General features: G+C 66.8%; 19 protein-coding genes. 1 reads left to right on the plus strand and 18 read right to left on the minus strand.

Annotation, left to right across the window (positions count from 1 at the left end; genetic code table 11):
• Positions 1-16 precede the first annotated feature (16 nt).
• The 4 genes from ABT304_RS03440 to ABT304_RS03455 form a co-directional block, all read right to left on the minus strand.
• Positions 17-502, minus strand: coding sequence for a pyridoxamine 5'-phosphate oxidase family protein (locus ABT304_RS03440; protein WP_350713350.1), 486 nt, complete (start codon positions 500-502; stop codon positions 17-19).
• Between the two features lie 23 nt (positions 503-525).
• Entirely contained in the window at positions 526-1,566 is a 1,041-nt protein-coding gene (locus tag ABT304_RS03445) for a glycerophosphodiester phosphodiesterase family protein (protein WP_350713351.1), read from the minus strand.
• Between the two features lie 57 nt (positions 1,567-1,623).
• Entirely contained in the window at positions 1,624-2,085 is a 462-nt protein-coding gene (locus ABT304_RS03450) for a DUF4232 domain-containing protein (protein WP_350713352.1), read from the minus strand.
• 280 nt (positions 2,086-2,365) lie between these two features.
• A complete protein-coding gene (locus ABT304_RS03455) occupies positions 2,366-2,752 on the minus strand; it encodes a winged helix-turn-helix transcriptional regulator (protein WP_350713353.1) in 387 nt (128 codons plus the stop codon).
• A gap of 109 nt (positions 2,753-2,861) precedes the next feature.
• Between ABT304_RS03455 and ABT304_RS03460 the strand changes: the two genes are divergently transcribed.
• Positions 2,862-3,743: an alcohol dehydrogenase catalytic domain-containing protein gene (locus tag ABT304_RS03460; protein ID WP_350713354.1), complete on the plus strand. Its 882-nt coding sequence runs from the start codon at positions 2,862-2,864 to the stop codon at positions 3,741-3,743.
• Between the two features lie 55 nt (positions 3,744-3,798).
• Here ABT304_RS03460 and ABT304_RS03465 read toward each other — a convergent pair whose 3' ends face one another.
• From ABT304_RS03465 to rplL, 14 genes are all read right to left on the minus strand, one after another.
• Positions 3,799-7,674: a DNA-directed RNA polymerase subunit beta' gene (locus ABT304_RS03465; RefSeq protein WP_350713355.1), complete on the minus strand. Its 3,876-nt coding sequence runs from the start codon at positions 7,672-7,674 to the stop codon at positions 3,799-3,801.
• An 88-nt stretch (positions 7,675-7,762) separates the two neighbouring features.
• Positions 7,763-11,233 carry a DNA-directed RNA polymerase subunit beta gene (gene rpoB, locus ABT304_RS03470; RefSeq protein WP_350713356.1) on the minus strand — a complete coding sequence of 1,157 codons (3,471 nt, stop codon included), beginning with the start codon at positions 11,231-11,233 and terminating at the stop codon, positions 7,763-7,765.
• 349 nt (positions 11,234-11,582) lie between these two features.
• Complete coding sequence (locus ABT304_RS03475; RefSeq protein WP_350713357.1) at positions 11,583-12,491, minus strand: J domain-containing protein; 909 nt, start codon at positions 12,489-12,491, stop codon at positions 11,583-11,585.
• 8 nt (positions 12,492-12,499) lie between these two features.
• A complete protein-coding gene (locus ABT304_RS03480; protein ID WP_350713358.1) occupies positions 12,500-13,132 on the minus strand; it encodes a hypothetical protein in 633 nt (210 codons plus the stop codon).
• Between the two features lie 135 nt (positions 13,133-13,267).
• Entirely contained in the window at positions 13,268-14,536 is a 1,269-nt protein-coding gene (locus tag ABT304_RS03485) for an MCE family protein (RefSeq protein ID WP_350713359.1), read from the minus strand.
• A complete protein-coding gene (locus ABT304_RS03490; protein ID WP_350713360.1) occupies positions 14,533-16,005 on the minus strand; it encodes an MCE family protein in 1,473 nt (490 codons plus the stop codon). Before ABT304_RS03490 ends, ABT304_RS03485 begins: the two co-directional genes overlap by 4 nt.
• On the minus strand, positions 16,005-17,144 hold the full coding sequence (locus tag ABT304_RS03495) for an MCE family protein (RefSeq protein WP_350713361.1): 1,140 nt from the start codon (positions 17,142-17,144) through the stop codon (positions 16,005-16,007). Before ABT304_RS03495 ends, ABT304_RS03490 begins: the two co-directional genes overlap by 1 nt.
• Positions 17,141-18,115 carry an MCE family protein gene (locus ABT304_RS03500; RefSeq protein WP_350713362.1) on the minus strand — a complete coding sequence of 325 codons (975 nt, stop codon included), beginning with the start codon at positions 18,113-18,115 and terminating at the stop codon, positions 17,141-17,143. Before ABT304_RS03500 ends, ABT304_RS03495 begins: the two co-directional genes overlap by 4 nt.
• Positions 18,112-19,164, minus strand: a complete 1,053-nt coding sequence (locus ABT304_RS03505; protein ID WP_350713363.1) for an MCE family protein — start codon at positions 19,162-19,164, stop codon at positions 18,112-18,114. Before ABT304_RS03505 ends, ABT304_RS03500 begins: the two co-directional genes overlap by 4 nt.
• Entirely contained in the window at positions 19,161-20,522 is a 1,362-nt protein-coding gene (locus ABT304_RS03510) for an MCE family protein (protein ID WP_350713364.1), read from the minus strand. The genes ABT304_RS03505 and ABT304_RS03510 overlap by 4 nt, the downstream gene beginning before the upstream one ends.
• Positions 20,519-21,346, minus strand: coding sequence for an MlaE family ABC transporter permease (locus tag ABT304_RS03515; RefSeq protein ID WP_160025585.1), 828 nt, complete (start codon positions 21,344-21,346; stop codon positions 20,519-20,521). The genes ABT304_RS03510 and ABT304_RS03515 overlap by 4 nt, the downstream gene beginning before the upstream one ends.
• A 12-nt stretch (positions 21,347-21,358) precedes the next feature.
• On the minus strand, positions 21,359-22,144 hold the full coding sequence (locus tag ABT304_RS03520) for an MlaE family ABC transporter permease (RefSeq protein WP_160025586.1): 786 nt from the start codon (positions 22,142-22,144) through the stop codon (positions 21,359-21,361).
• Positions 22,144-23,130, minus strand: coding sequence for an ABC transporter ATP-binding protein (locus ABT304_RS03525; RefSeq protein WP_350713365.1), 987 nt, complete (start codon positions 23,128-23,130; stop codon positions 22,144-22,146). The genes ABT304_RS03520 and ABT304_RS03525 overlap by 1 nt, the downstream gene beginning before the upstream one ends.
• A 394-nt stretch (positions 23,131-23,524) precedes the next feature.
• The gene (gene rplL, locus ABT304_RS03530; protein WP_141802532.1) at positions 23,525-23,911 is read right to left on the minus strand and encodes a 50S ribosomal protein L7/L12; all 387 of its coding nucleotides are present in this window, start codon (positions 23,909-23,911) and stop codon (positions 23,525-23,527) included.
• Positions 23,912-23,918 lie beyond the last annotated feature (7 nt).

Below are 23,918 nucleotides of genomic sequence, written 5' to 3' on the forward strand. Positions count from 1 at the left end.
TCGGCCTGACCGGACCTCAGATCTCCGGGGCGGCCTCGATCCTGGTCTCGGGCACGGTCTCGTCGTCCGGGTCCACGCCGGGAAGGTGCGCCTCCCAGAGCTCGACATCCATCACGTACAGCCGGAGCGGCGCCTCGCCGCGCAGCTGCTCGGGCTTGAACGCCCGAGCCGTGCCGACCAGCCGGTGGAAGGCCACCGCGCAGCGCTTCTCGAGCTCGAAGTCGGGCACCTGGCGCGCCATCCCGGTGACGTACGCAGCGCTCGCCCCGTGCCCCGGGAGCACCGAGGAGTCGAAGATGACCCCGGCCACACGCGGGTCACGGATGAGGTTGCGGGAGTGCTGCGCATCCGGCGCCGAGACCCAGTAGAGGTCTCGGTAGCCGTCGTGGGAGAAGTAGACCGGCGACGTACGCGGCCGGCCATCGGGGTCCGAGGTCGCCAGCACCAGGTAGGCGACACCGTCGACGATCCCGCGGACGTGTCTGTCCAGATCAGCTGCCATACCCCAGAGGGTAAACGACTTTCTCAGCGATGACCTCGGTATATGCGGGGCAGCTTGTAGCCGTGCTCGGCCAGCACCTCGCGCAGCACATCCGGCCTGTCGGTGATCAGTCCGTCGACCCCGAGCCCGATCAGATGCTCCATCGTGGCGACGTCGTCCACCGTCCACGGCACGACCGCGATGCCGCGCGCGTGCGCCGCGTCGACCAGCTCCTGGGTCGTGAACGGCACGTAGCCCGGGTCCGACACCGAGCCGCCCTGCGGGTCGCCGTGGACCGGCGAGACCGCATCCGCCCCGAACGAGTCCGCGGCCGCGACGTACCGGGCCTGCAGCGATCCCTCGAAGTCGTCGATGTCGATCCCGCCCAGCCACGGCGAGGCGCCCGGCCGTCCCTGCTGGAGGAACTGCTGACCGTTGGTCAGCGCCACGATCGGCAGTCGCGGCTCGACCTCGCGGAACCGCTTCAGCGCACCCCAGTCGAAGCTCTGGATCGTGACCTGGTTGCGAATGTGCGCCCGACGGATCTCGGCCAGGACGACGCGGACGAACTGCTCGCGCGGCGCCGTCTGCTCCGGCGCCCCCGCCTCGACCTTGGTCTCGACGTTCAGCGTGACCTGGCCGGCGTGGTAGCTGTTGACCAGCGCGAACACCTCCGACAGCAGCGGCATCCGCTCCCCGGGCGAGAGCACCTGGTCGGGGAACTGCGGCTGCCGCAGCGACCCGCAGTCGATGGTGCGCACCTGCGCGAGCGTCAGGTCCTTGATGTAGGTCCGGTTCGGCACGTACGGGAACTCCGGGTCGCCCGGGAACGCCGGCGCGGTGTCGACACACTTGGCCGGGTTCGGGTCCCGGTCGTGGGTCACGACGGCATGGCCGTCCTCGGTGATCTGCACGTCGAGCTCGAGCGTGCTCACGCCCAGCTGGAGCGCCCGCTCGAAGGCCGGCAGCGTGTTCTCGACCGTCAGCGCGATGCCGCCGCGGTGCGCCTGGAGATCGAAGGTACGCGGATCGTTCTCGGCGTACGCCGGGGTGATGGCGGAGCTCGCCAGGAGCGTCGCGGACACGAGGAGGCCTGCTCGGACACGTCTCATGCCCGACAGGATCCCGCAGCCGGATGGCCGCTAGTGGAACGCGTGATGAGACAGGAGCGACACGTTCTTGTCCGCACACCCCGTCGTCTCGTGACGGACGAACTGGGAGTCGTAGGAGTCGGGCACGTAGACCCGGAACCCGTCCACCTCGGTCGGCTTGCAGGCCGAGGCCGGATAGTTCTCGGCCGTCGACTCGGAGACCTCGCTGACCGCCACCTGACCCGGCTTCATGATCACCGTGCGCCACTTGCCCTCACGTGCCGCGGGCGCGCCGACCTGGGTGCCGTCGCCACCCCCGACGTACGACAGCCCGCCGAAACCACCGAGGGCACACGCACGGTCGGAGACGTTGGTCAGCGTGATCTCGCCGAACCGCGATCCGGCGCCGGCATCGGTCGCGCGGTAGCCGGCCTTCAGGTCGGCGTTGGTGCACTTCGGTGTCTTCCGATCCGCCGACGCGCGGTCAGAAGAAGCAGAGGACTCAGTCCCCACCGGCGAACCCCCCGTGGCCGCCGGTGAGGACTGAGTCGGGGACGATGGGGTGCCGCTCGCTTGGGAGGGGTCCGCGGTCCCGGAGGCAGATGGTGACGCGTCGACCGCCCCGTCCGTCGTCGACGCGCAACCTCCCGCCGCGAGCACGCCGAGGATCCCGAGACCGACCATCAACAGCCGCATGCGCCGCATCGTCGCTCCTCGAGTAGCAGACAACTCATCGTCCCACCCCTGAGACGTGCGGGCGTCCCGGTCCGTTGCATCTCGTTTCGAGATTTCTTCAGTCCCTGCTGTCGTACGCCGTCCGGGCCGCGTCCACCTCCGCCATGTGCTCCTCGGCCCAGGCCTTGAGGTGACCGATGACCGGCAGCAGCGTCTGCCCGAGCGGGGTGAGCTCGTAGTCGGTCCGCACCGGCACCGACGGGGTCACCGTGCGGGTCAGCAGACCGTCGCGCTCCATCCTCCGCAGCGACTGGGTCAGCATCTTCTGGCTCACGCCCTCGATCTGCGAGGCGAGCTCCGAATACCTCAGCGGCCCGTAGAGCCCCAGCGCCACGATCGCCAGGCTCACCCATTTGTCACCGATCGTGTCCAGCAGCCGCCGACTCGGACACAGCGCCGAGAACGCGTCGAATCCACTCGGTCGTTCGGCCGTCGTCGTCCCCATGGCAGACCTCCAGGTGCGTACGCCACTTCAAAGTGCCTTCTTCCCAAAGGAGAGTAGGGCACCGAAAGTAGTACGTGCAACCAGCCGACCATCACGAAGGACGAACACCATGTACGCACTCATCTCCCGCACCGGCGACCCGACCCCGCGCCTCGAGGAGCTCCCGGCTCAGCCGATCGGCCCCGACGACATCCGGGTCGAGGTGGCCGCCGCCGGCTTCACCCTCTTCGACGCCTTCGTCGCCGGCGACCACGCGGCCATCGGCCTTCCCGATGTGATCGGCCTCGGCTTCGACTTCAGCGGCCTGGTCACCGAGGTCGGCGAGGCCGTCTCTGGATTCGCGGTCGGCGACCGCGTCGCCGGTCTCCACGGCAACCCGGCCGCCGGCGCCCGCGCCCATGCGACCGAGGTCGTGCTCCCCGCCTCCGCCGCAGCGGCCGTGCCCGAGGGGCTCACCCTCGAGGCGGCCGCCGCGGCTCCGCTCAACGCGCTCACCGCCCGCCAGGCACTCGACCTGCTCGGCACCGAACGCGGCAGCCTCCTCGTCACCGGGGCCGCTGGCGGCGTCGGCCTGTGGGCACTGGGGCTGGCCAAGGCCGACGGCTGGACGGTCGACGCCCTGGTACGCCCCGGCACCGAGCACCTCGCCACCGGTGCCGACCACACCGTCACCGAGATCGAGCCGCACGCGCACGACGCCGTCCTGGACCTGGCGGCGCTCAACGAGCCAGCTCTGGCAGGCGTACGCGACGGCGGCCGCTACGTCAGCGTCAAGCCCGGCCGGGCACCGGCACCTGAGCGCGGTATCGAGGTCTCGACCGCGCTGAACCAGCCCGACGGGGCGGTGCTCGCCGACCTCCTCCGGCTGGCGGCAGACGGCACTGTGCCGACCCGGATCGCCGCGACCCGACCGCTGAGCAAGGCCGCCGAGGCCTACCAGGAGGCGGAGGCGGCACCGGGATCCGACGGCCGTTGGCTCCTCGTACCCTGAAAAGGACGAAGGCCCCGCCTCCCGAGGGAGGCGGGGCCTTCATCTGACTACTGGATCACGACTGGTATGAACCGAAGTCGAAGTCGTCCAGCGCGACGGCCTGGCCGCCGGTGTTGCCGAACTCGTAGTCGTAGTTGTCGTAACCGGTGACGGAGTACGCCGCGGCACGAGCCTCATCGGTCGGCTCGACCTTGATGTTGCGGTAGCGCTCCAGGCCGGTGCCGGCCGGGATGAGCTTACCGATGATGACGTTCTCCTTCAGACCGCGCAGCGAGTCGGAGCGGCCGTTGATGGCAGCGTCGGTGAGGACGCGGGTGGTCTCCTGGAAGGAGGCCGCCGACAGCCAGGACTCGGTGGCCAGCGAGGCCTTGGTGATGCCCATCAGCTCCGGACGACCCGAGGCCGGCTTGCCGCCCTCGGAGACCACGCGCCGGTTCTCCGACTCGAAGTCGATGCGGTCGGCCAGGTCGGACGGCAGCAGGTTGGTGTCACCGGACTCGAGCACCGTGATCCGGCGCAGCATCTGCCGCACGATGATCTCGATGTGCTTGTCGTGGATGGACACACCCTGCGACCGGTAGACCTGCTGAACCTCGTCGACGAGGTGCTGCTGGGTCTTGCGGACACCGAGGATCCGGAGGACCTCCTTGGGGTCCGGCGTACCGATGGTCAGCGGAGCACCGACCTCGATGTGGTCGCCGTCGCCAACCCGCAGACGCGAGCGGCGCGACACGACGTACTCCTTGACCTCGGAGCCGTCGTCCGGGGTGACCAGGACCTTGCGGGCCTTGTCGGTCTCCTCGATCTCGACGCGTCCGGCGACCTCGGAGATCGGCGTGACACCCTTCGGCGTACGCGCCTCGAAGAGCTCGACGACACGCGGCAGACCCTGCGTGATGTCGTCGGCCGAGGCCACACCACCGGTGTGGAACGTACGCATGGTCAGCTGGGTGCCGGGCTCACCGATGGACTGGGCCGCGATGATGCCGACCGCCTCACCGATGTCGACGAGCTTGCCGGTGGCCAGCGAGCGGCCGTAGCACTTGGCACACGTACCCGTGCGGGCCTCACAGGTGAGGACCGAACGGACCTTGACCTCGGTGATGCCGGCGCGAACCAGCTCCTCGATCTTGACGTCGCCCAGGTCCTCGCCGGCGACAGCCAGAACCTCGCCGGTCGACGGGTGCTCGATGTCGACGGCAGCCGTGCGAGCGTACGCAGCGGTCTCGGCGTTGTCGTCCTTGACGACGACGCCGCCCTGGTCGACACCGATGACCTTGGGCAGACCGCGCTCGGTGCCGCAGTCGTCCTCACGGATGATGACGTCCTGCGAGACGTCCACCAGACGACGGGTCAGGTAACCCGAGTCGGCGGTACGCAGCGCGGTGTCGGCCAGACCCTTACGAGCACCGTGGGTGGAGATGAAGTACTCCAGGACGGAGAGACCCTCGCGGAAGTTCGACTTGATCGGCCGCGGGATGATCTCGCCCTTCGGGTTGGCCACCAGGCCTCGCATGGCGCCGACCTGGCGGATCTGGTTGAAGTTACCCGAAGCACCCGAGGTGACCTGCATGAAGATCGGGTTCTTGCGGTCGAACGCCGCCTCCATGGCAGCACCGACGACCTTGGCGGCCTCGGTCCAGATCTCGACGAGCTCCTGACGGCGCTCCTCGTCGGTGACCAGACCACGCTCGAACTGCTTCTGCACCTTGGCAGCCTGCGTCTCGAACGTCTCCAGGATCTCGGCCTTGTTCGGCGGCGTGGTGACGTCGTCGATGGAGACCGTGACACCCGAGCGGGTGGCCCAGTGGAAGCCGTTGTCCTTGAGCGCGTCCAGCGACGCCGCGACCTCGACCTTGGTGTAACGCTCGGCCAGGTCGTTGATGATCGCGCCGAGCTGCTTCTTACCGACCTCGTAGTTCACGAAGGGGTAGTCGGCGGGGAGGGTGTCGTTGAAGATCACCCGGCCCAGCGTGGTCTCGAGGACGATCGGGTCGCCCGCGGTCCAGCCCTCGGGCACGTCGTAGCCGATCGGCGGGACGATGTCGTCGAGGCGGATCTTGATCTTCGACTGGAGCGTGATCTCGAGGTGGTCGAAGGCCATGATGGCCTCGGCCGGGGACGAGAAGGCACGACCCTCGCCGACCTCACCCTCGCGGTCGGAGGTGATGAAGTACAGACCGATGATCATGTCCTGGGTCGGCATGGTGACCGGACGACCGTCGGACGGCTTGAGGATGTTGTTGGTCGAGAGCATCAGGATGCGAGCCTCGGCCTGGGCCTCCGCCGACAGCGGCAAGTGGACAGCCATCTGGTCACCGTCGAAGTCCGCGTTGAACGCGGTGCAGACGAGCGGGTGCAGCTGGATGGCCTTACCCTCGATCAGCTGCGGCTCGAAGGCCTGGATGCCGAGGCGGTGCAGGGTGGGCGCACGGTTCAGCAGAACCGGGTGCTCGGTGATGACCTCTTCGAGGACGTCCCACACGACCGGGCGAGCACGCTCGACCATCCGCTTGGCGGACTTGATGTTCTGAGCGTGGCTCAGGTCCACCAGGCGCTTCATCACGAACGGCTTGAACAGCTCCAGGGCCATCTGCTTCGGCAGACCGCACTGGTGCAGCTTGAGCTGCGGACCCGACACGATGACCGAACGACCGGAGTAGTCGACGCGCTTACCGAGCAGGTTCTGACGGAAGCGACCCTGCTTGCCCTTGAGCATGTCGGAGAGCGACTTCAGCGGGCGGTTGCCCGGCCCGGTGACCGGACGGCCACGACGACCGTTGTCGAACAGCGAGTCGACGGCCTCCTGCAGCATCCGCTTCTCGTTGTTCACGATGATCTCGGGGGCACCGAGGTCGAGAAGACGCTTGAGGCGGTTGTTGCGGTTGATCACACGACGGTAGAGGTCGTTGAGGTCGGAGGTCGCGAACCGGCCACCGTCGAGCTGCACCATCGGGCGCAGGTCCGGCGGGATGACCGGGACGGCGTCGAGCACCATGCCGGTCGGCTGGTTGCCGGTCTTGCGGAAGGCGTCGACGACCTTGAGGCGCTTGAGCGCGCGGACCTTGCGCTGACCCTTGCCGGTGGCGATGGTCTCGCGCAGGTTCTCGACCTCGGCCTCGATGTCGAAGTTCTCGAGGCGCTTCTGGATCGCCGTGGCGCCCATGTGGCCCTCGAAGTACTTCCCGAACCAGGTCTTCATCTCGCGGTAGAGCAGCTCGTCGCCCATGAGGTCCTGGACCTTCAGGTTCTTGAAGGTGTCCCAGACCTCGTCGAGACGGTTGACCTCACGCTCGGTGCGGTCACGCAGCTGCTTCATCTCGCGCTCGGCGCCGTCCTTGACCTTGCGCTTGGCGTCGGACTTGGCGCCCTCGGCCTCGAGCGCGGCCAGGTCGGTCTCGAGCTTCTTGGCGCGGTCGTTGATCGCCACGTCGAGCCGGCCGGTCAGCATCTTGCGCTGCTGGTCGACCTTGGCCTCGAGCGAGGACAGGTCGCGGTGACGCGCGTCCTCGTCGACCGAGGTGATCATGTACGCAGCGAAGTAGATGACCTTCTCCAGGTCCTTCGGAGCGAGGTCGAGCAGGTAGCCCAGCCGCGACGGAACGCCCTTGAAGTACCAGATGTGGGTCACCGGGGCGGCGAGCTCGATGTGGCCCATCCGCTCGCGGCGCACCTTGGAGCGGGTGACCTCGACGCCACAGCGCTCACAGATGATGCCCTTGAAGCGCACGCGCTTGTACTTGCCGCAGTAGCACTCCCAGTCCCGGGTGGGACCGAAGATCTTCTCGCAGAAGAGGCCGTCACGCTCGGGCTTGAGCGTGCGGTAGTTGATGGTCTCAGGCTTCTTGACCTCGCCGTGGCTCCACGCGCGGATCTCGTCCGCGGTGGCCAGGCCGATCTTGAGCTGATCGAAGAAGTTGACGTCGAGCACGGTGGCTTCCAGTTCCTTCGTTAGTACTTGAAAAATTCAAAGGGGACTGAGGGAGGGGAGGTACGCCGGGGGCGCACCTCCCCGCTCGTCAGACTTCCTCTACGGAAGAGGGCTCGCGACGGGAGAGGTCGATGCCGAGCTCCTCGGCGGCGCGGAAGACGTCTTCCTCCGCGTCACGAAGCTCGATCGCCGAACCGTCCTGGCTCAGCACCTCGACGTTCAGGCACAGCGACTGCATCTCCTTGACGAGAACCTTGAACGACTCCGGGATACCCGAGTCGGGGATGTTCTCGCCCTTGACGATCGCCTCGTACACCTTCACGCGGCCGGGCACGTCGTCCGACTTGATGGTCAGGAGCTCCTGCAGGGCGTAGGCAGCGCCGTACGCCTCCATCGCCCAGACCTCCATCTCACCGAAGCGCTGGCCACCGAACTGGGCCTTACCGCCGAGCGGCTGCTGGGTGATCATCGAGTACGGACCGGTCGAACGCGCGTGGATCTTGTCGTCGACCAGGTGGTGCAGCTTCAGGATGTACATGTAGCCCACGGCCACCGGCTCCGGGAACGGCTCGCCGGAGCGACCGTCGAAGAGGCGGGCCTTGCCGTCGGTGCCGACCACACGCCGACCGTCCCGGTTGGGGAGGGTCGCGCTGAGCAGACCGGTGATCTCGTCCTCACGCGCACCGTCGAAGACCGGCGTGGCCACCTTGGTGCCCGGCTCGGCCTTGTCGGCGTGGATCTTGATGAGGCGCTGCTTCCAGGCGCTGTCCTCGGGGTCCTCGGAGAGGTTGAGGTCCCAGCCCTGCTTGGCGAGCCAGCCGAGGTGGAGCTCCAGGACCTGTCCGATGTTCATACGACGCGGAACACCGAGCGGGTTGAGCAGCACGTCGACCGGGGTGCCGTCCTCCATGAACGGCATGTCCTCGACCGGCAGGATCTTCGCGATGACGCCCTTGTTGCCGTGACGGCCGGCGAGCTTGTCACCCACGGAGATCTTGCGCTTCTGCGCCACGTAGACCCGAACCAGCTGGTTCACGCCCGGGGGCAGCTCGTCGCCCTCCTCACGGTCGAAGACGCGGACACCGATGACGGTGCCCTCCTCGCCGTGCGGAACCTTCATCGAGGTGTCGCGGACCTCGCGCGCCTTCTCACCGAAGATCGCACGGAGCAGGCGCTCCTCCGGGGTCAGCTCGGTCTCGCCCTTCGGGGTGACCTTGCCGACCAGGATGTCACCGGTGGTGACCTCGGCGCCGATGCGGATGATGCCGCGCTCGTCGAGGTCGGCCAGCATCTCCTCGGAGACGTTCGGGATGTCCCGGGTGATCTCCTCCGGACCCAGCTTGGTGTCGCGAGCGTCGACCTCGTGCTCCTCGATGTGGATCGAGGTGAGGTAGTCCTGCTGCACCAGACGCTGGGAGAGGATGATCGCGTCCTCGTAGTTGTGGCCCTGCCACGACTGGAAGGCGACCAGGAGGTTGGCACCCAGCGCCATCTCGGCACCCTGGGTCGCCGGACCGTCGGCCAGCGGGGAGCCGACCTCGACCCGGGCGCCCTCGTCGACCAGCGGCTGCTGGTTGACGCAGTTGCCCTGGTTGGAGCGCTCGAACTTCGCGAGCTTGTACGAGGTGTAGGTGCCGTCGTCGTTGAGGGTCTCGATCAGGTCGGAGGAGACCTCCTTGACCACACCGGCCTTCTTCGCGACGAGCACGTCACCGGCGTCGACAGCCGCGCGGTACTCGATGCCCGTGCCGACCAGCGGCGAGTCGCTGCGGACCAGCGGCACCGCCTGACGCTGCATGTTGGCGCCCATGAGCGCACGGTTGGCGTCGTCGTGCTCGAGGAACGGGATCAGCGCGGTCGCGACCGACACCATCTGGCGCGGCGAGACGTCGATGTAGTCGACCTCGTCGGCCAGGAGCTCGGAGACCTCACCGTCGCGCTGGCGGACCAGCACGCGCTCGGTCGCGAACTTCATGTTCTCGTCGACGGCCGCGTTGGCCTGCGCGATGACGTAGCGGTCCTCGTCGTCGGCGGTCAGGTAGTCGATCTTGTCGGTGACGACACCGTTCTCGACCTTGCGGTAGGGCGTCTCGACGAAGCCGAACGGGTTGATCCGGCCGAAGGAGGCCAGCGAACCGATCAGACCGATGTTGGGACCTTCAGGGGTCTCGATCGGACACATCCGGCCGTAGTGCGACGGGTGGACGTCTCGGACCTCCATGCCGGCGCGGTCACGGGAGAGACCACCCGGGCCGAGAGCCGACAGACGCCGCTTGTGCGTCAGGCCCGCGAGCGGGTTGTTCTGGTCCATGAACTGCGACAGCTGCGAGGTGCCGAAGAACTCCTTCAGCGCAGCGACCACGGGACGGATGTTGATCAGGGACTGCGGCGTGATCGCCTCGACGTCCTGGGTCGTCATCCGCTCGCGCACCACGCGCTCCATACGAGCCAGGCCCGTACGCAGCTGGTTCTGGATCAGCTCGCCGACCGTCCGCATCCGGCGGTTGCCGAAGTGGTCGATGTCGTCGGCTGCGATGTCGATCGTGCCCTGCGGCATGTCGAGCTGCGTACGCCCGTCGTGGAGGGCCACGACGTACTTGATCGTCGCGACGATGTCGTCGACGGTCAGGGTCTGCTGGTCGAAGGCCTCGGTCAGACCGAGCTTCTTGTTGACCTTGTAGCGACCGACCTTGGCGGTGTCGTAGCGCTTCGGGTTGAAGTAGTAGTTGTTCAGCAGCGTCTGCGCGGCCTCACGCGTCGGGGGCTCGCCCGGGCGCAGCTTGCGGTAGATGTCGAGCAGCGCGTCATCCTGAGCGGTGGTGCTGTCCTTCTCGAGGGTCAGCATCATCGACTCGTACTCGCCGAACTCCTCGCGGATCTGCTCGTTGGTCCAGCCGAGGGCCTTGAGCAGCACCGTGACGTTCTGCTTGCGCTTGCGGTCGAGACGGACGCCGACCAGGTCGCGCTTGTCGATCTCGAACTCGAGCCAGGCGCCGCGGCTGGGGATCAGCTTGGCGGTGTAGATGTCCTTGTCGGACGTCTTGTCGGCGGTGCGCTCGAAGTAGACGCCCGGGGACCGGACGAGCTGCGAGACGACAACACGCTCGGTGCCGTTGATGACGAAGGTGCCCTGCTCGGTCATGAGCGGGAAGTCGCCCATGAAGACCGTCTGGCCCTTGATCTCACCGGTGTCGTTGTTGGTGAACTCCGCCGAGACATAGAGAGGCGCGGAGTAGGTGAAGTCCTTCTCCTTGCACTCCTCGACGGTGTACTTGGGGTCGTAGAAGACAGGGCTCTCGAACGAGAGGGACATCGTCTCCGAGAAGTCCTCGATCGGGGAGATCTCCTCGAAGATCTCCTGTAGACCGGACTTGTGAGACACGTCCTCCCCCGCTGCTTCGCGGGCGGCGACCTGCTCCTGCCAGCGCTCGTTACCGATCAGCCAGTCGAAGCTGTCGGTCTGGAGGGCGAGGAGCTTGGGAAGCTCGAGAGGCTCTGAGATCTTAGCGAAAGAGATGCGGCGAGGGGTGGAGTCACCCGACGAGGTGCGCGCGGCCAAGAGGAATCCTTCGACAAGGTTCGCAGGTGGATTCGCGCTGCCGACCACCGAACAGCCACCGGGCAGGCTGAGGGGCATATGAAGGCATGCGCAAAGCGCCATAGTACGGCACAAAAGCGCACTTCACAACACCGGGCCCAATTAAAAGTCCGGCGTACCTTCATTCACACCTGCGGCGCTCGACCGTCGGCGTTGTCGGTGCAGTGCCATTGTCGAGCATCGCGGATGATCATGCGCCCCATCGGCACCCTGGGTCAAGCACCCGCGCCAATCGGTCCGACCCACGGGAAAGTCATTCCAATCACTTGACAGGTAGCGCAAAGGCCCTGGAGCCGGGCAACAGCGCGGCCTAGTCCTGGCTGGGCTGGGTCTCGACCTTGTCCACCAGCCACTCGTCGCCGACCTTGGCCATCGTGAGCATCGCGTACTCCTGGTAGCCGATCGGGGTGCTCCGCTGGGCGTTGGTGACCTGACGGTCGACCAGCACGAGGATCTGCACGGTGTCCTCGGAGACCCGGATGACGCCGGCGTCGACCGGGGCGAGCGTCTTCACCACGGTCTTCGTCTCGGGGACGTTGTCCACGAGCACGGCGAAGAGCCGGTCGTAGTCCTCGCGGTAGTCCTTCGTCATCACGTCGTGAGCCTTGCTCTTCGACTCGTCCATCTTGCTGTAGTCGTAGGAGAGCAGCGGGACGACGGCCTTCTTGGCCGCCTCGAGCGCCTCGCCGCCCTGCTCCTCGACGAGGAGCTTGTGGTTGCGGGTGATCTGCTTGCCCACCGCACCCTCGACGGTGCTGGTCGTGACGTTGTTGTTGGCGACGGTGCTGACCTTCTCCTGCCCGAAGAAGACCACGCCGGCGGCGACGACCGAGGCGAGGGCGAGCGCGCCGGCGGCGAGCAGCCCCCACGTCGGGAGCAGCGGCAGCGTACGTCCGGTGGCCGCACTCTCCTCGGCGGCGGGCTCCTCGTCGGCAGGCTCGTCGTCCTCTGCGGCGGCCGCCACCTCGACGTCGGCGGTCTCCTCGTCGGCCTCGCGGTCCTCGTCCTCGACCGCAGCCTCCTCGAGAGCGGCCAGCTCCGCGTCGTACGCAGCCCGCTTCTTCTCGTCCAGCAGGACCGCGGCGGCATCGTTGAGGGTGCGGAAGCGGCGGTCGGTGGGGTCCAGGTCGGCGATCGCGGACTTCCACGCCGCGCGGATGTCGTCGGTGGCGGCATCGGGCTCGACGTCGAGCAGGTCGTACCAGGTCGGACTAGTCATCGTGGAACTCATGGTGTCACCCCTTCGCTGCTTTCCGAAGTAGGAGCTTCCTCGGCGGGGTACCAGTCGTCGACCAGCCACTTGCCGTTCTGCTTCACCAGCTCCACCTCCGTCCGGGCGAGCTGACGCGCCGCCTCGACGCGCTCCTCGGAGCCCTCGGACTTCGGGTAGCTGATCGCCAGCTCGGCGACGACGAGCACGGTCGCGCTGTCCTCGTCGAGGCCGGCGACGCCCGTGCTGTGCACGCTCGTGGTGCGACCGACGCCCTGCTGGACGACGGTGGCCTCGGCGAAGGCGACGTTGCCCAGGAAGCTCTTCTCGAACTTCGGGGTCAGCAGCTCACCCACCCGCTCGCGATACTTCGGCATCGTCTTCTTGTCGCTGCCGACATCATCGGGACCGTAGGTGTTGACCCGGCCGACGAACTTGTCGGCCGCCGCCATGACCTTCTCGCGCTGGCTCACCACCGACTCGTCGGCGCCGCGGGTCAGCTGCCAGCCGACGTAGCCGACGGCCGCCAGGATCACGGCGATCAGCAGGGCCAGGACGCCCCAGCGGAGCAGGGCGCCCCGGTTCGCGGTCGCCTGGTCGGTCTCTGCGCCGGTCTCCGTGTCGGGTCCGGGGTCGGTCGTGGTGCTCAAGACGGATCACTCTCTGTGGTCAGCGGCTCCAGGAGCCATTTCCAAGCATCAACACCGTACGCCGCGGGCGAGTCGGTCGATGCGGCAGCACTTCGGGCCCCGACCCCGGTCGGCTGCGTGGTGGTCAGGGTGCGGCTACTCGGTCTCCATCGGCTGCAGGTAGAGCCACTTCCAGGCGTCGTCGCCGTAGGAGGCGGGAGCCGCGGTCGACACCGTGGTCTCCTCGGCCTCGCCCCAGGTGAGCTCTCCGGTCTCCGGGTCGAAGCTGGCGATCGAGTCGGTGCCGCCGACGGCCGCACGCGGCACCTGGCTGGAGCCACGAGGGTTCGACTTGGTCGGGGCCTCGGTGCAGGAGACCTCCGTGTTGAACGGACGGCTCTGCAGGTCCAGCGGGCTGCGCTTCTTGGTGCTCTCGTAGCCCTGCTTGCACGGCGCCTGGCTGGTCAGCGCCAACCCGAAGTGGGCCTGCGCCAGTCCGGGGTGGCCGACGTCGACGACCGCGAAGCTGCCCTCGACGACGACGGGGAAGATCGAGAGCAGGTGCCTGACGCCCGGCAGGTTCTTCCGCACGACCTTGCCGGTCACCAGCACCTCGTTGAGGAGCTCGCTGATCTCCACGTCGTTCTGCTCCAGGAACTGCCGCAGCTCGATCGAGCTGGCCGAGCCGCTCTCGATCAGCCTGATCAGGTCCTTGTTGGAGCCGGCCAGGGTGCCGGTGAACAGCTCCAGGTCGGTCGCGAACGACTTGATCGCCGAGCTGCTGTCCAGCTGGCCCTGGAGGACGGTGTTGCTGTCCCGGATCAGCTGGGTGGTGAGGGCGAAGTTCTGGTCGGCGGTCTCCACGAAGGCGGTGCCGGTGTCGATGATGGTCTGCAGATCCTGACCGGTGCCGGCGAACCCCTTGCCGAGCTCGTCGATGGTCGTGGTGAGCGCCTTCTGGTCGACCGAGTTCACCGTCGTGGTGACGTCCTCGAGGAGCTTCTCGGTCGGCAGCGGCGTGGTCGTCGCGGCGCGGGCGATCTCGGAGCCGTCCTCGAGGTAGGGCCCGCCCTTCGACTGCGGCTGCAGCTCGACGTACTGCTCACCGACGGCGGAGCGGTTGCCGACCACGGCGAGGCTGTCGGCCGGGATCTTGTCCTCCCACCCCTTGTCGATCTTCAGGGTCACGTCGACGCCGCTGCGGTTGAGCACCAGCTCGCCGACCTGGCCGATCTTGACGCCTCGGTAGTCGACCTCGGCGTCCTCGTAGATGCCGCCGGACTGCTCGAAGTGGGCCATCACGACGTAGTGGTCCTTGACGAACAGGGAGCCCAGGCGGGCGTAGCGCGCACCGACGAAGCTGACCCCGACGAGGGTGATCAGCAAGAAGACCATCAACTGCATCTTCGTACGGCGGGTGATCATGAGACGCCCTCCTGATGAGTGTTGCTCGAGGTGCTCAGCGCGGGGATCATCAGCGAGGTCAGCCCCGGGTCGAGCTCCTTGCTCAGCTCGTCGTACGTCACCGCATGCGTTCCCGGCGTCGCGCCGGCACGGCAGAACAGGAGTAGTACGCACCCGGAGCCGTCGTCGGTGGTGCTCCCGCCGTTGGAGGAGGGAGCGCCGAGCCCGAGCAGGCCGTCGAGGGTCTTCCCGATCGAACCCAGCACGCCCGTCACGCATGCCTGGGGCGCCGAGGAGGACTGTCCCGTCAGCACCTCCTGGCAGGTGTCGATGGCGCTGGCCAGCCCGCCGTCCTTGCAGACGTTCGTGAGGTTGTTGAGCCAGTCGAGAGCCGTCTCCTCGTCCGGGAAGGTCTTGAGCTTCCGGTTGATCTCCTCGAGACCCCAGCAGACGGTGTCGCCGACCCGAGGCGCGTTCTGGAGCAGCGTGTCGAGGTTGAGGTCGACGGTGACGTCGAGGTTGACGAAGTCACCCATGTGCAGGTTGCGCGCGGCCTGCGGCGATCCACCGACCGCCGCATCGACGAACGGATAGGTGAGGATCGTGTTCATCGCCCGGACGAAGTCGTCGCCGGAGTCGGCCAGGTTCGACAGGAGCGGCCTGAGATCCTTGATGATGCCGATGGTGTTGTCCTTGGACGCCCGGATGACGCGTACGCCGGTGTCTCCGAGCCGCTCCAGGGCCTTGAGCATCTTGACCAGGTCGGCGCGCTGCTTGTCGATGCTGGAGATCGCCGAGGGCAGCTCGTCGAGGGCGGCGTCGATGGAGCCCATCTGCGCGTTGGTGGCCTTCGCCAGCGCATCGAGCGCCTCGATGGCCGCGACGATCTTCTCCTTGTTGTTGTCGAGGTCGCGTGCCAGCTTCTCCACCTGGTGGAGTACGGAGCGGGCGGAGTCCTCACGGCCGGCGAGCGCCTTGTTGAGCTCGGTCGAGATCGTCTTCAGCTGGGCCACACCACCACCGTTGAGCAGCAGGCTCAGCGCACTGAAGACCTCTTCGATCTCCGGGTTGCGGCCGGTCTGCGACAGCGGGATGGTCGAGCCGTCGGCGAGCTTGGTCGAATCGGGCTCGGCCGGCCGCTCCAGCGAGACGAACTTCTCGCCCAGCAGGGAGGTCTGCTGGATCGATGCCCGCGCGTTGCTCGGCAGGCTGACGTCCTTCTTCAGCAGCATCTCGACGGTGGCGACGCCGTCGTCGAGCCAGATCTTGTTGATCTTGCCGACGTCGATGTCCTCGAGCTTGACGGTCGACTGGGGCACCAGGTCGAGGGTGTCCTCGAACTGCGCGGTGACCGAGATCGCGTCGTCACCGGCGTCCACACCGCCCGGGAGCGGCAGATCGTAGACGGAGAAGGTGCCGCAGCCGGTCAGCATCAGAGCGCCGGCGACCACACCGGCGAACGCCTGGAGGGCGCGCTTCATCGTCGTCATCATTTCACCTCCACGAGGCCGCCGAGCGACATGTCATAGGGCACCCCGTAGGACGAACCCGTGCCGAGCCCGATCGCCGCGGAGCGGTTCAGCCCCGGCATCTGCCGGATCTGCGAGCAGATCTCGGCGCTGCTGCCGTCGGTCGCCTGGTCCACGAGGCTGCACAGGAACGAGGCCGGGTTCTCGATGATCTCGTCGAGGACCATCGTGATGTTGGCGTTGGTGTCGAGCGTGGCGGTCTCCGGGTTGTACGCCAGGCCCAGGTTGTTGAGCGCCAGCGGTGCGGTCCGGAGGCTCTCGTCGAGCGCCTTGCGCTGCCGCACCAGGACCTTGCCGATCCGGTTGAGGCTCTGGATGTCCTCGCGCAGGATCGCCTTGTTGTCCCGGACGAACTGGGTCACCTTGTTCAGCGCCACCGAGAGGTTCTTCATCGACGCGGCGAGCTCTTCGCGCTCACCCTCCAGCATCGAGGAGACCTCGGCGAGGGCCTGGGCGAAGTCGCGTACGGTCTTGTCGTTCTCGGCGAGCGTGCCGATGAAGCCTTCGAGCTGCTCGGCGGAGTCGAAGAACTGCTCGTCACGGTTGTCGAGCACCTTGGTCAGCTTGCCGAGGTCGCCGACAGTCGAGTTGATCTTCTCGCCCTGACCGCCGAGGTTCTTCGCGGTCTGCTGCAGCAGGTCGGTGAGGGCGCCGTTCTTGTTGGCTCCGTCGGGACCGATCGCGACCACGAGGTCGTCGACGCTGGAGTAGATCTGGTCGAGCTCGACCGGGACCGAGGTCTTGTCGGTGCTCAGCACCGCACCGTCGGCCAGCTTCTTGCCGCCGTCGTAGGCCGGCGTGACCTGGACGTAGCGGTCACCGACGATCGACGGCGAGATGATCACGGCCTTCGCGTCCGCGGGCAGGTCGACGTCGCTCTTGTATTCCAGGGTGACCTTGACGTCGGTGCCGTTCGGCTCGACCTTCGTCACCTTGCCGACGGCGACGCCGAGCACGCGCAGGTCGCTGCCCTCGTAGAGCGAGACCGTGCGCGGGAAGTGCGCCACGAGCGTCTTCTCACCGGTGTCGCGGACCAGCGCCCAGGCCCCGACCCCGAGGACGAGAGCACCGATGATGATCGGAATGACGACCTTGTTCATGGGGTCCCCCCAGTGAGAGCCGGGACGGGAGGCATGTTCTGGATGTATGTGTCCCACCAGGGACCGTTGCCCAGGGTGTTGTTGAAGACCTTGTAGAACGGAGCCATCAGCCGCAGGGACTTCTCGAGGTTCTCCTCGTTCTTCGTGAAGACGTCGAGGATCACGTCGAGGCTCTCCAGCGCCGGCTTGAGGTCGGCGCGGCTGTCGTCGACCAGCTGGGAGAGCTCCTTCGAGAGCTGCTGGGTCGAGATCAGCAGGTTGTGGACCGCCTCGCGCCGCTCGACCAACGCAGCGAAGAGCTGATTGGCGTCGTTCATCAGCGTGATCAGGTCCTCGTCGCGCTCGTCGAGCACCTTCGTCACCCGGTCGAGCTGGGTGAGCAGCGACTCGATGCGCTCGTCCTTCGCGGCCAGGTTGCGGGAGAGGTCGGAGACGCCGGTGAGAGCGGCCTGGAACTCCTCCGGCGTCGACCGGGTCAGGTCGGCGAGCGTGGTGAGCGCTGCGGCGAGCTGGTCCTTGTCGATGTTGGCGGAGGTGTCGGCCAGGCCCTCGAAGGCCTCGACCACGTCGTAGGGAGACTCCGTGCGGTCCACCGGGATGGTGGCTCCCGCCTTCATCTGGCCCTCTCCGGCCGGCTGCAGCTCGAGGAACATGTCGCCGAGCAGCGTCTTCACGCGTACGCCCGCTCCGGAGTTCTCACCGAAGTTGACCTTCTCGCGGATCTTGAAGCCGACCTTGACCTGGTTGCCGTCCAGCTCGATCGAGTCGACCTTGCCGACCCGGACACCGGCCACCCGGACCTCGTCGCCGGTCTTGAGGCCACCGGCCTCGGAGAAGTTGGCGTAGTAGGTGGTGCCACCACCGATCAGCGGCAGGCTGTCGGCCTTGAACGCCATCACCATCAGCATGGCGAGGACGGCGATCGAGACGGCGCCGATCTTGACTGGGTTACGTTCGCGGAAGGGAATCATCCGAGGTTGCACCTCGCTTGACCGGGCTCGTAGAGCGGAATCTCGAGGTCCTTGCCCTCAGGGTCTCGGATCGTGCCCCGCAGACCGCACAGGTAGAAGTTGAACCAGCCGCCGTAGCTGGCCGTCGCGCCGATCTTGTCCAGCTTGATCGGCTGGAGCTCGAGGGCGTCGTCGAGCTGGCGCTTGTCCTTGGCGACCTCGTCGGAGAACCTCCGGGCCTGCCGCAGGTCCTCCAGCAGCGGGTCCTTCGCCTCGTGCACCAGGTCAGCGGTCTCCACGGAGAGCGCCGAGATCTGGTCCAGGGAGCCGAGGATCGCCTCGCGGTCGTTGTTGAGGCCGCCGACGAAGTCGCGGAAGGTCACGATCAGGCTGGAGAGCTCCTTCTCGCGATCGCCGACGTGCTCGAGCACCTCGGTGAGGTTGTCGATCAGGGCGTTGATGATCTGGTCCTTCTCGGCCAGCGTCGAGGTCAGCGAGGCCGTGTGGGAGAGCAGGCTCTCCAGCGTGCCGCCCTCGCCCTGGAAGACCTGGACGATCTCGTACGACAGGGTGTTGACGTCGTTGGGCGACAGCGCCTGGAAGAGCGGCTTGAAGCCGTTGAAGAGCACGGTCAGGTCGAGCGCCGGGTGGGTCTGCCCGACCGGGATGGTCTGGCCCTCCTGCATCGCGGAGGCGTCGCCCACCAGCTGGTTGGTCAGCGCGAGATAGCGCTGGCCGATCAGGTTGCGGTACTTGATCGTCGCCTCGGTCGTGGTCGCGATCTGCTGCGCGCTGTCGACCGTGAAGGTGACTACCGCGCTGCGGGCATCGTCGGAGATCTCGATGTCCTTGACCGAGCCGACCTTGACCCCGGAGATGCGTACGTCGTCGCCCTTGTTCACACCGGTGACGTCGGTGAAGACGGCCTTGTACTCATCGCTCTGGCCGAAGGTGACGTTGCCGATGGTGATCGCGAGCAGGCCGGTGGCGAGGGTCGTGACGATCACGAAGATCACCAGCTTCCAGAAGTCCTGGAAGGTCTTGGCGTCGAAGAGCTTCACTGCACTCATTCGTACGTCACCTCAGCTCCACGTGCGGCCGGGCCGAGCAGCAGCCCGCCGAGGTCCGGGACCTCGCTGGCGGTCATGCCCATGCCCGGGGCGAACAGCTCGTTGATGACATCGGTCTCGGCCGACGTACCGACGTAGGACAGGGCCGAGTATCCGGTCGCCCCGGTGGCGGAGCGCATGACACCCTTCCCGGTGGGCTCGTCGACGCCGTCGTCCTTGTTCGGGAACGGCGCGAACGGCTTCTTCTGGCTCCAGGACGCGTTCGGCATCTCACCGCAGTAGGGCCCGCTGTCCTCGCCGTAGCGCGGCTTGTCCTTGGTCGAGTAGGGACGCGACTGGTGCGGCAGCGTCTCCAGCGTGATGTGAACGGTGTTGTTGCGGAACACTTCGGTGAACTCGTCGGTCAGGATGTCCATGCCACCGATGAGGCACGGGAACATCGGGGCGTATCGGGCCAGCGTCTGGGTGACCGGCCGGCCGACCTCGCCGACCTGGATCAGCGTGTCGCCGTTGTCGTCGAGGAACCGGTCGGCGGTGTTGGAGAACGCGGTGACGTCGGTCAGCATCTTCTTGAGCTCCACCTCGCGGTCCTCGAGCGTGGTCGCGGTGACGATGGTGTTGCGCAGGATCTGACCGATCTCCGGGAGCACGGCCTGGTAGGTGCCGGAGACCTCGGTGGCGAGCTCGAGGTCCTCGATCAGCGCGGGGATCTCGGGGTTGAGCCGCTTCAGGTAGGAGTCGAGGGTGTCGAGCGACTCACCGAGCTTGTCGCCGCGACCCTCGAGCGCGGTGGCGAGCGCGTTGAGCGTGTTGTTGAGGTCGGCCGGCTGGATCGTCCGCAGCAGCGGGTAGAGGTCGCGCAGCACGGCCTGGACCTCGGTGGCCATCTTCGTCTTCTCGATGACGGCACCGGCCTTGATCGGCTCGGTGAAGTCGGTGTCGGGCGGGACCAGCGAGACGTACTTCTGGCCGAAGAGGGTCTTCGGGAGGATCGCTCCGGTCACGTCCGGGTGGACCTTGCTGATCTCGTCGGGGAACAGCCCCAGGGTCAGCTCGGCGCCCTCGTCGGTCGGCTTCATCTCGAGGACCTCGCCGACGATCAGGCCACGGACCTTCACGTCGGCGCGCTCGGGGAGCTGCAGACCGATGCGGTCGGCCTTGAGCGTGATCTCCTCGAAGTTGCCGAACTTGTTGGTGAACTGCGCCCAGGTCAGGACGAGAGCCGCGAGGAGCAGGGCGAGGAAGACGACCCCGAGGATCTTGCCCTTCTGCCGGCCCCAGGCGAGCGCCACGGCGCTCCTCTTGTGCGGCGCGGGGAGGTCGTGATGGACCTCGTCGCGAGCGAGTGTCTGAGTCATCCCGCCAACCTCACTGTCGTCGTGCTGCCCCAGATCGCCATCGAGAGCATCAGGTCGAGCACGGAGACGGCGACGATGCTCGTACGCACCGCCTTACCGACCGCGACACCGACCCCCGCGGGGCCGCCGGAGGCGTTGTAGCCGTGGTAGCAGTGGATCAGGATCACCACGACGGCGAAGATCAGCACCTTGCCGAAGGACCACAGCACATCGACGGGCGGCAGGAACGTGTTGAAGTAGTGGTCGTAGGTGCCCGCGCTCTGGCCGTAGAAGAGGATCACCGTGAACCGGGTGGCGACGTACGAGGAGAGCAGGCCGACCACGTAGAGCGGCACGATCGCGATCAGGCCGCCGATCATCCGGGTGGTCACCAGGAACGGCAACGACGGGATCGCCATGACCTCGAGGGCATCCACCTCTTCGGAGATACGCATCGCGCCCAGCTGGGCGGTGAAGCCGCAGCCGACCGTCGCCGCGAGCGCGATGCCGGCGACCAGCGGCGCGATCTCGCGGGTGTTGAAGTAGGCCGACACGAAGCCGGAGAACGCCGAGGTGCCGAGCTGGTCGAGCGCGGTGTAGCCCGAGAGGCCGACCTGGGCTCCGGTGAAGAAGGTCATCGCCAGGATCACGCCGACGGTGCCGCCGATGACGGCCAGCGCCCCCGACCCGAGGGTGACCTCGGCGAGGATCCGGAGGATCTCCTTCTTGTAGCGCCTCAGTGTGCGCGGGAACCACGAGATCGCGCGCAGGTAGAAGCCGAGCTCGTCACCGAGGTGGTCGAGGCTCTTGGCGGGCTTCTCGTAGATCGCTTTGAGGTTTGCCATCCGTCTCGCCTCCTATCCGGACTTGCTCGGGATGATCTGCAGGAAGATCGCAGACATCACGAAGTTCACGATGAACAGCAACAGGAACGTGATGACAACCGACTGGTTCACGGCGTCACCGACGCCCTTGGGGCCGCCGCCGGCGTTCATGCCCATGTACGAAGCCACGATCGCCGCGATCAGACCGAACACGAGCGCCTTCGCCAGGCCCTGCCACAGGTCGGCCATCTGCGCGAGCGCGGTGAAGCTGGCCAGGTAGGCACCCGGGGTGCCGCCCTGGATGATGACGTTGAAGACGTACCCGCCCATGACGCCGACGATCGAGACCAGGCCGTTGAGGAAGACCGCGATCATCATGCAGGCGAGAACACGGGGGACCACCAGCCGCTGGATCGGGTCGATGCCCAGAACCATCATGGCGTCGAGCTCTTCACGGATCTTCCGAGCACCGAGGTCGGCGGCGATCGCCGACCCACCGGCACCCGCGACCAGCAGTGCGGTCGCGATCGGGGCAGCCTGCTGGACGACCGCGAGCACCGCGGCCGACCCGACGAAGGACTGCGCACCGAACTGGGCCACGAGGCCACCGACCTGCAGCGCGATGACCGCGCCGAAGGGGATCGCGACCAGCGCGGTCGGGACGATCGTCACCGACGCGATGAACCACGCCTGCTGGATGAACTCCCGGAACTGGAAGGGGCGCCGGAAAACGGCTCGGCCCACGTCCAGACCGAATGCGAAGAGCGAGCCAGCGGTCCCGATCGGTTTCAGGACCCTGGCGGCGGTCAGAGATGACATCAGTGAGGAGCCTCTGTGGGGTCTGCTGCTTTCACGCCGCCGGGGGCCATGGCCGCGTCTGCTCGGAACGATCCCGGCGGCGGGGTGACACCGTTCTCTCGGCACCAGGCGCCCGGCGGACGCTGGTACTTGCGCGGAATGCCGTTGGAGGGCTCGAGCTGCATCGGGATCGGCGGCAGCGGCGGCAGGCCCATGTCCTTCTCAGCGGCCAGCTCGTCGGCGTCCTTCTCCTCCGACATACCGATCGGGCCGATCGTCTGGGCGTTGAGGAACTGCCGCACCACCGGCTCCTCGGAGCTCAGCAGCATCTCGCGGGGCCCGTACATCGCCAGATGCTTGTGGTAGAGCAGGCCGATGTTGTCCGGCACCGTCCGCGTCGAGTTGATGTCGTGGGTCACGATCAGGAAGGTCGCGTCGATCTGCGCGTTCAGGTCGATGAAGAGCTGGTTGATGAACGCCGTACGCACCGGGTCCAGACCCGAGTCGGGCTCGTCGATCAGCAAGATCTCGGGGTCGAGGACCAGCGCACGCGCCAGACCGGCACGCTTGCGCATACCACCGGAGATCTCGCCGGGAAGCTTGTTCTCCGCACCGATGAGACCGACCAGGTCCATCTTCTCCATGACGATGTTGCGGATCTCGGACTCGCTCTTCTTCGTGTGCTCACGAAGCGGGAACGCGACGTTGTCGAAGAGGTCCATGGAACCGAACATGGCGCCGTCCTGGAACAGCACGCCGAACAGCTTGCGGACCTCGTAGAGGTCCCGCTCCGAGCAGCTGGCGATGTCGACACCCTCGATGACCACCGAGCCCTGGTCGGGCTTGATCAGACCGATCAGGGTCTTGAGGAGCACCGACTTGCCCGTGCCGGACGGACCCAGCATCACGCTGATCTCGCCCGCGGGCAGGGTCAACGAGACATCTTTCCAGATGAGCTGCTTACCAAAGCTCTTGGTCAGCCCTTCGATCTTTACGTCTACACCCATCCGGGCCGGCTCCCTTCCTGTTCGCGTGGGGGTCTCCCTCAAGCCCCCACTGCCCGACTAACGGCGGAGTGTGACGGGGGTTACGCACTTCCTGCGACACGCGTCACACTTTTGTAAACCATAGTGGCCTGCGAACGATGACGGTGATCACCACCCGAGACGAACTCCCCCAGCCAACACGTCGACGGTCGGATTGCGACCTTTCACGCCCGGTGTGTGTTCAAGATAACGAAACAAACCGCGGGAGGCTACTCAGGAGTAGCAACCCGCGGTTTGAACGATCGCAGCGCTGCGCTGCAATCTGACCGATCTGTTGCGGAACTGTTTCCGCGATGTAGAAAGCCCGGGTCCGGCGGAATCGCCGAACCCGGGCTCAAGGGCCGAAGCCCTCAGATCACTTGACGGTGACCGTGGCGCCGGCGGCCTCGAGGGCCTCCTTCGCCTTGTCAGCGGTCTCCTTGTTGGCGGCCTCGAGGACAGCCTTGGGGGCACCCTCGACGAGCTCCTTGGCCTCCTTCAGACCGAGGGAGGTCAGAGCGCGCACCTCCTTGATGACGTTGATCTTCTTGTCACCAGCGGCCTCGAGGATGACGTCGAACTCGTCCTTGGCCTCCTCAGCGGCGGCGGCCGGGGCGCCCGGGGCGCCGGCAGCGGCAACGGCGACCGGAGCGGCAGCGGTGACACCGAAGGTGTCCTCGAAGGCCTTGACGAACTCGGAGAGCTCGATGAGGGTGAGCTCCTTGAAAGCGTCGAGCAGCTCGTCGGTGGAGAGCTTCGCCATGATGGCA

This window comes from Nocardioides sp. NPDC000445, from assembly GCF_040300245.1.
GTDB lineage: Bacteria > Actinomycetota > Actinomycetes > Propionibacteriales > Nocardioidaceae > Nocardioides.

Coding starts and splice junctions, on each gene's coding strand:
- ABT304_RS03510 (WP_350713364.1), bottom strand. CDS start 20,522: ATGACTCAGACACTCGCTCGCGACGAGGTCCATCACGACCTCCCCGCG.
- rplL (WP_141802532.1), bottom strand. CDS start 23,911: ATGGCGAAGCTCTCCACCGACGAGCTGCTCGACGCTTTCAAGGAGCTC.
- ABT304_RS03525 (WP_350713365.1), bottom strand. CDS start 23,130: ATGGGTGTAGACGTAAAGATCGAAGGGCTGACCAAGAGCTTTGGTAAG.
- ABT304_RS03440 (WP_350713350.1), bottom strand. CDS start 502: ATGGCAGCTGATCTGGACAGACACGTCCGCGGGATCGTCGACGGTGTC.
- ABT304_RS03485 (WP_350713359.1), bottom strand. CDS start 14,536: ATGATCACCCGCCGTACGAAGATGCAGTTGATGGTCTTCTTGCTGATC.
- ABT304_RS03460 (WP_350713354.1), top strand. CDS start 2,862: ATGTACGCACTCATCTCCCGCACCGGCGACCCGACCCCGCGCCTCGAG.
- ABT304_RS03475 (WP_350713357.1), bottom strand. CDS start 12,491: ATGACTAGTCCGACCTGGTACGACCTGCTCGACGTCGAGCCCGATGCC.
- ABT304_RS03520 (WP_160025586.1), bottom strand. CDS start 22,144: ATGTCATCTCTGACCGCCGCCAGGGTCCTGAAACCGATCGGGACCGCT.
- ABT304_RS03500 (WP_350713362.1), bottom strand. CDS start 18,115: ATGATTCCCTTCCGCGAACGTAACCCAGTCAAGATCGGCGCCGTCTCG.
- ABT304_RS03515 (WP_160025585.1), bottom strand. CDS start 21,346: ATGGCAAACCTCAAAGCGATCTACGAGAAGCCCGCCAAGAGCCTCGAC.
- ABT304_RS03455 (WP_350713353.1), bottom strand. CDS start 2,752: ATGGGGACGACGACGGCCGAACGACCGAGTGGATTCGACGCGTTCTCG.
- ABT304_RS03495 (WP_350713361.1), bottom strand. CDS start 17,144: ATGAACAAGGTCGTCATTCCGATCATCATCGGTGCTCTCGTCCTCGGG.
- ABT304_RS03505 (WP_350713363.1), bottom strand. CDS start 19,164: ATGAGTGCAGTGAAGCTCTTCGACGCCAAGACCTTCCAGGACTTCTGG.
- ABT304_RS03490 (WP_350713360.1), bottom strand. CDS start 16,005: ATGACGACGATGAAGCGCGCCCTCCAGGCGTTCGCCGGTGTGGTCGCC.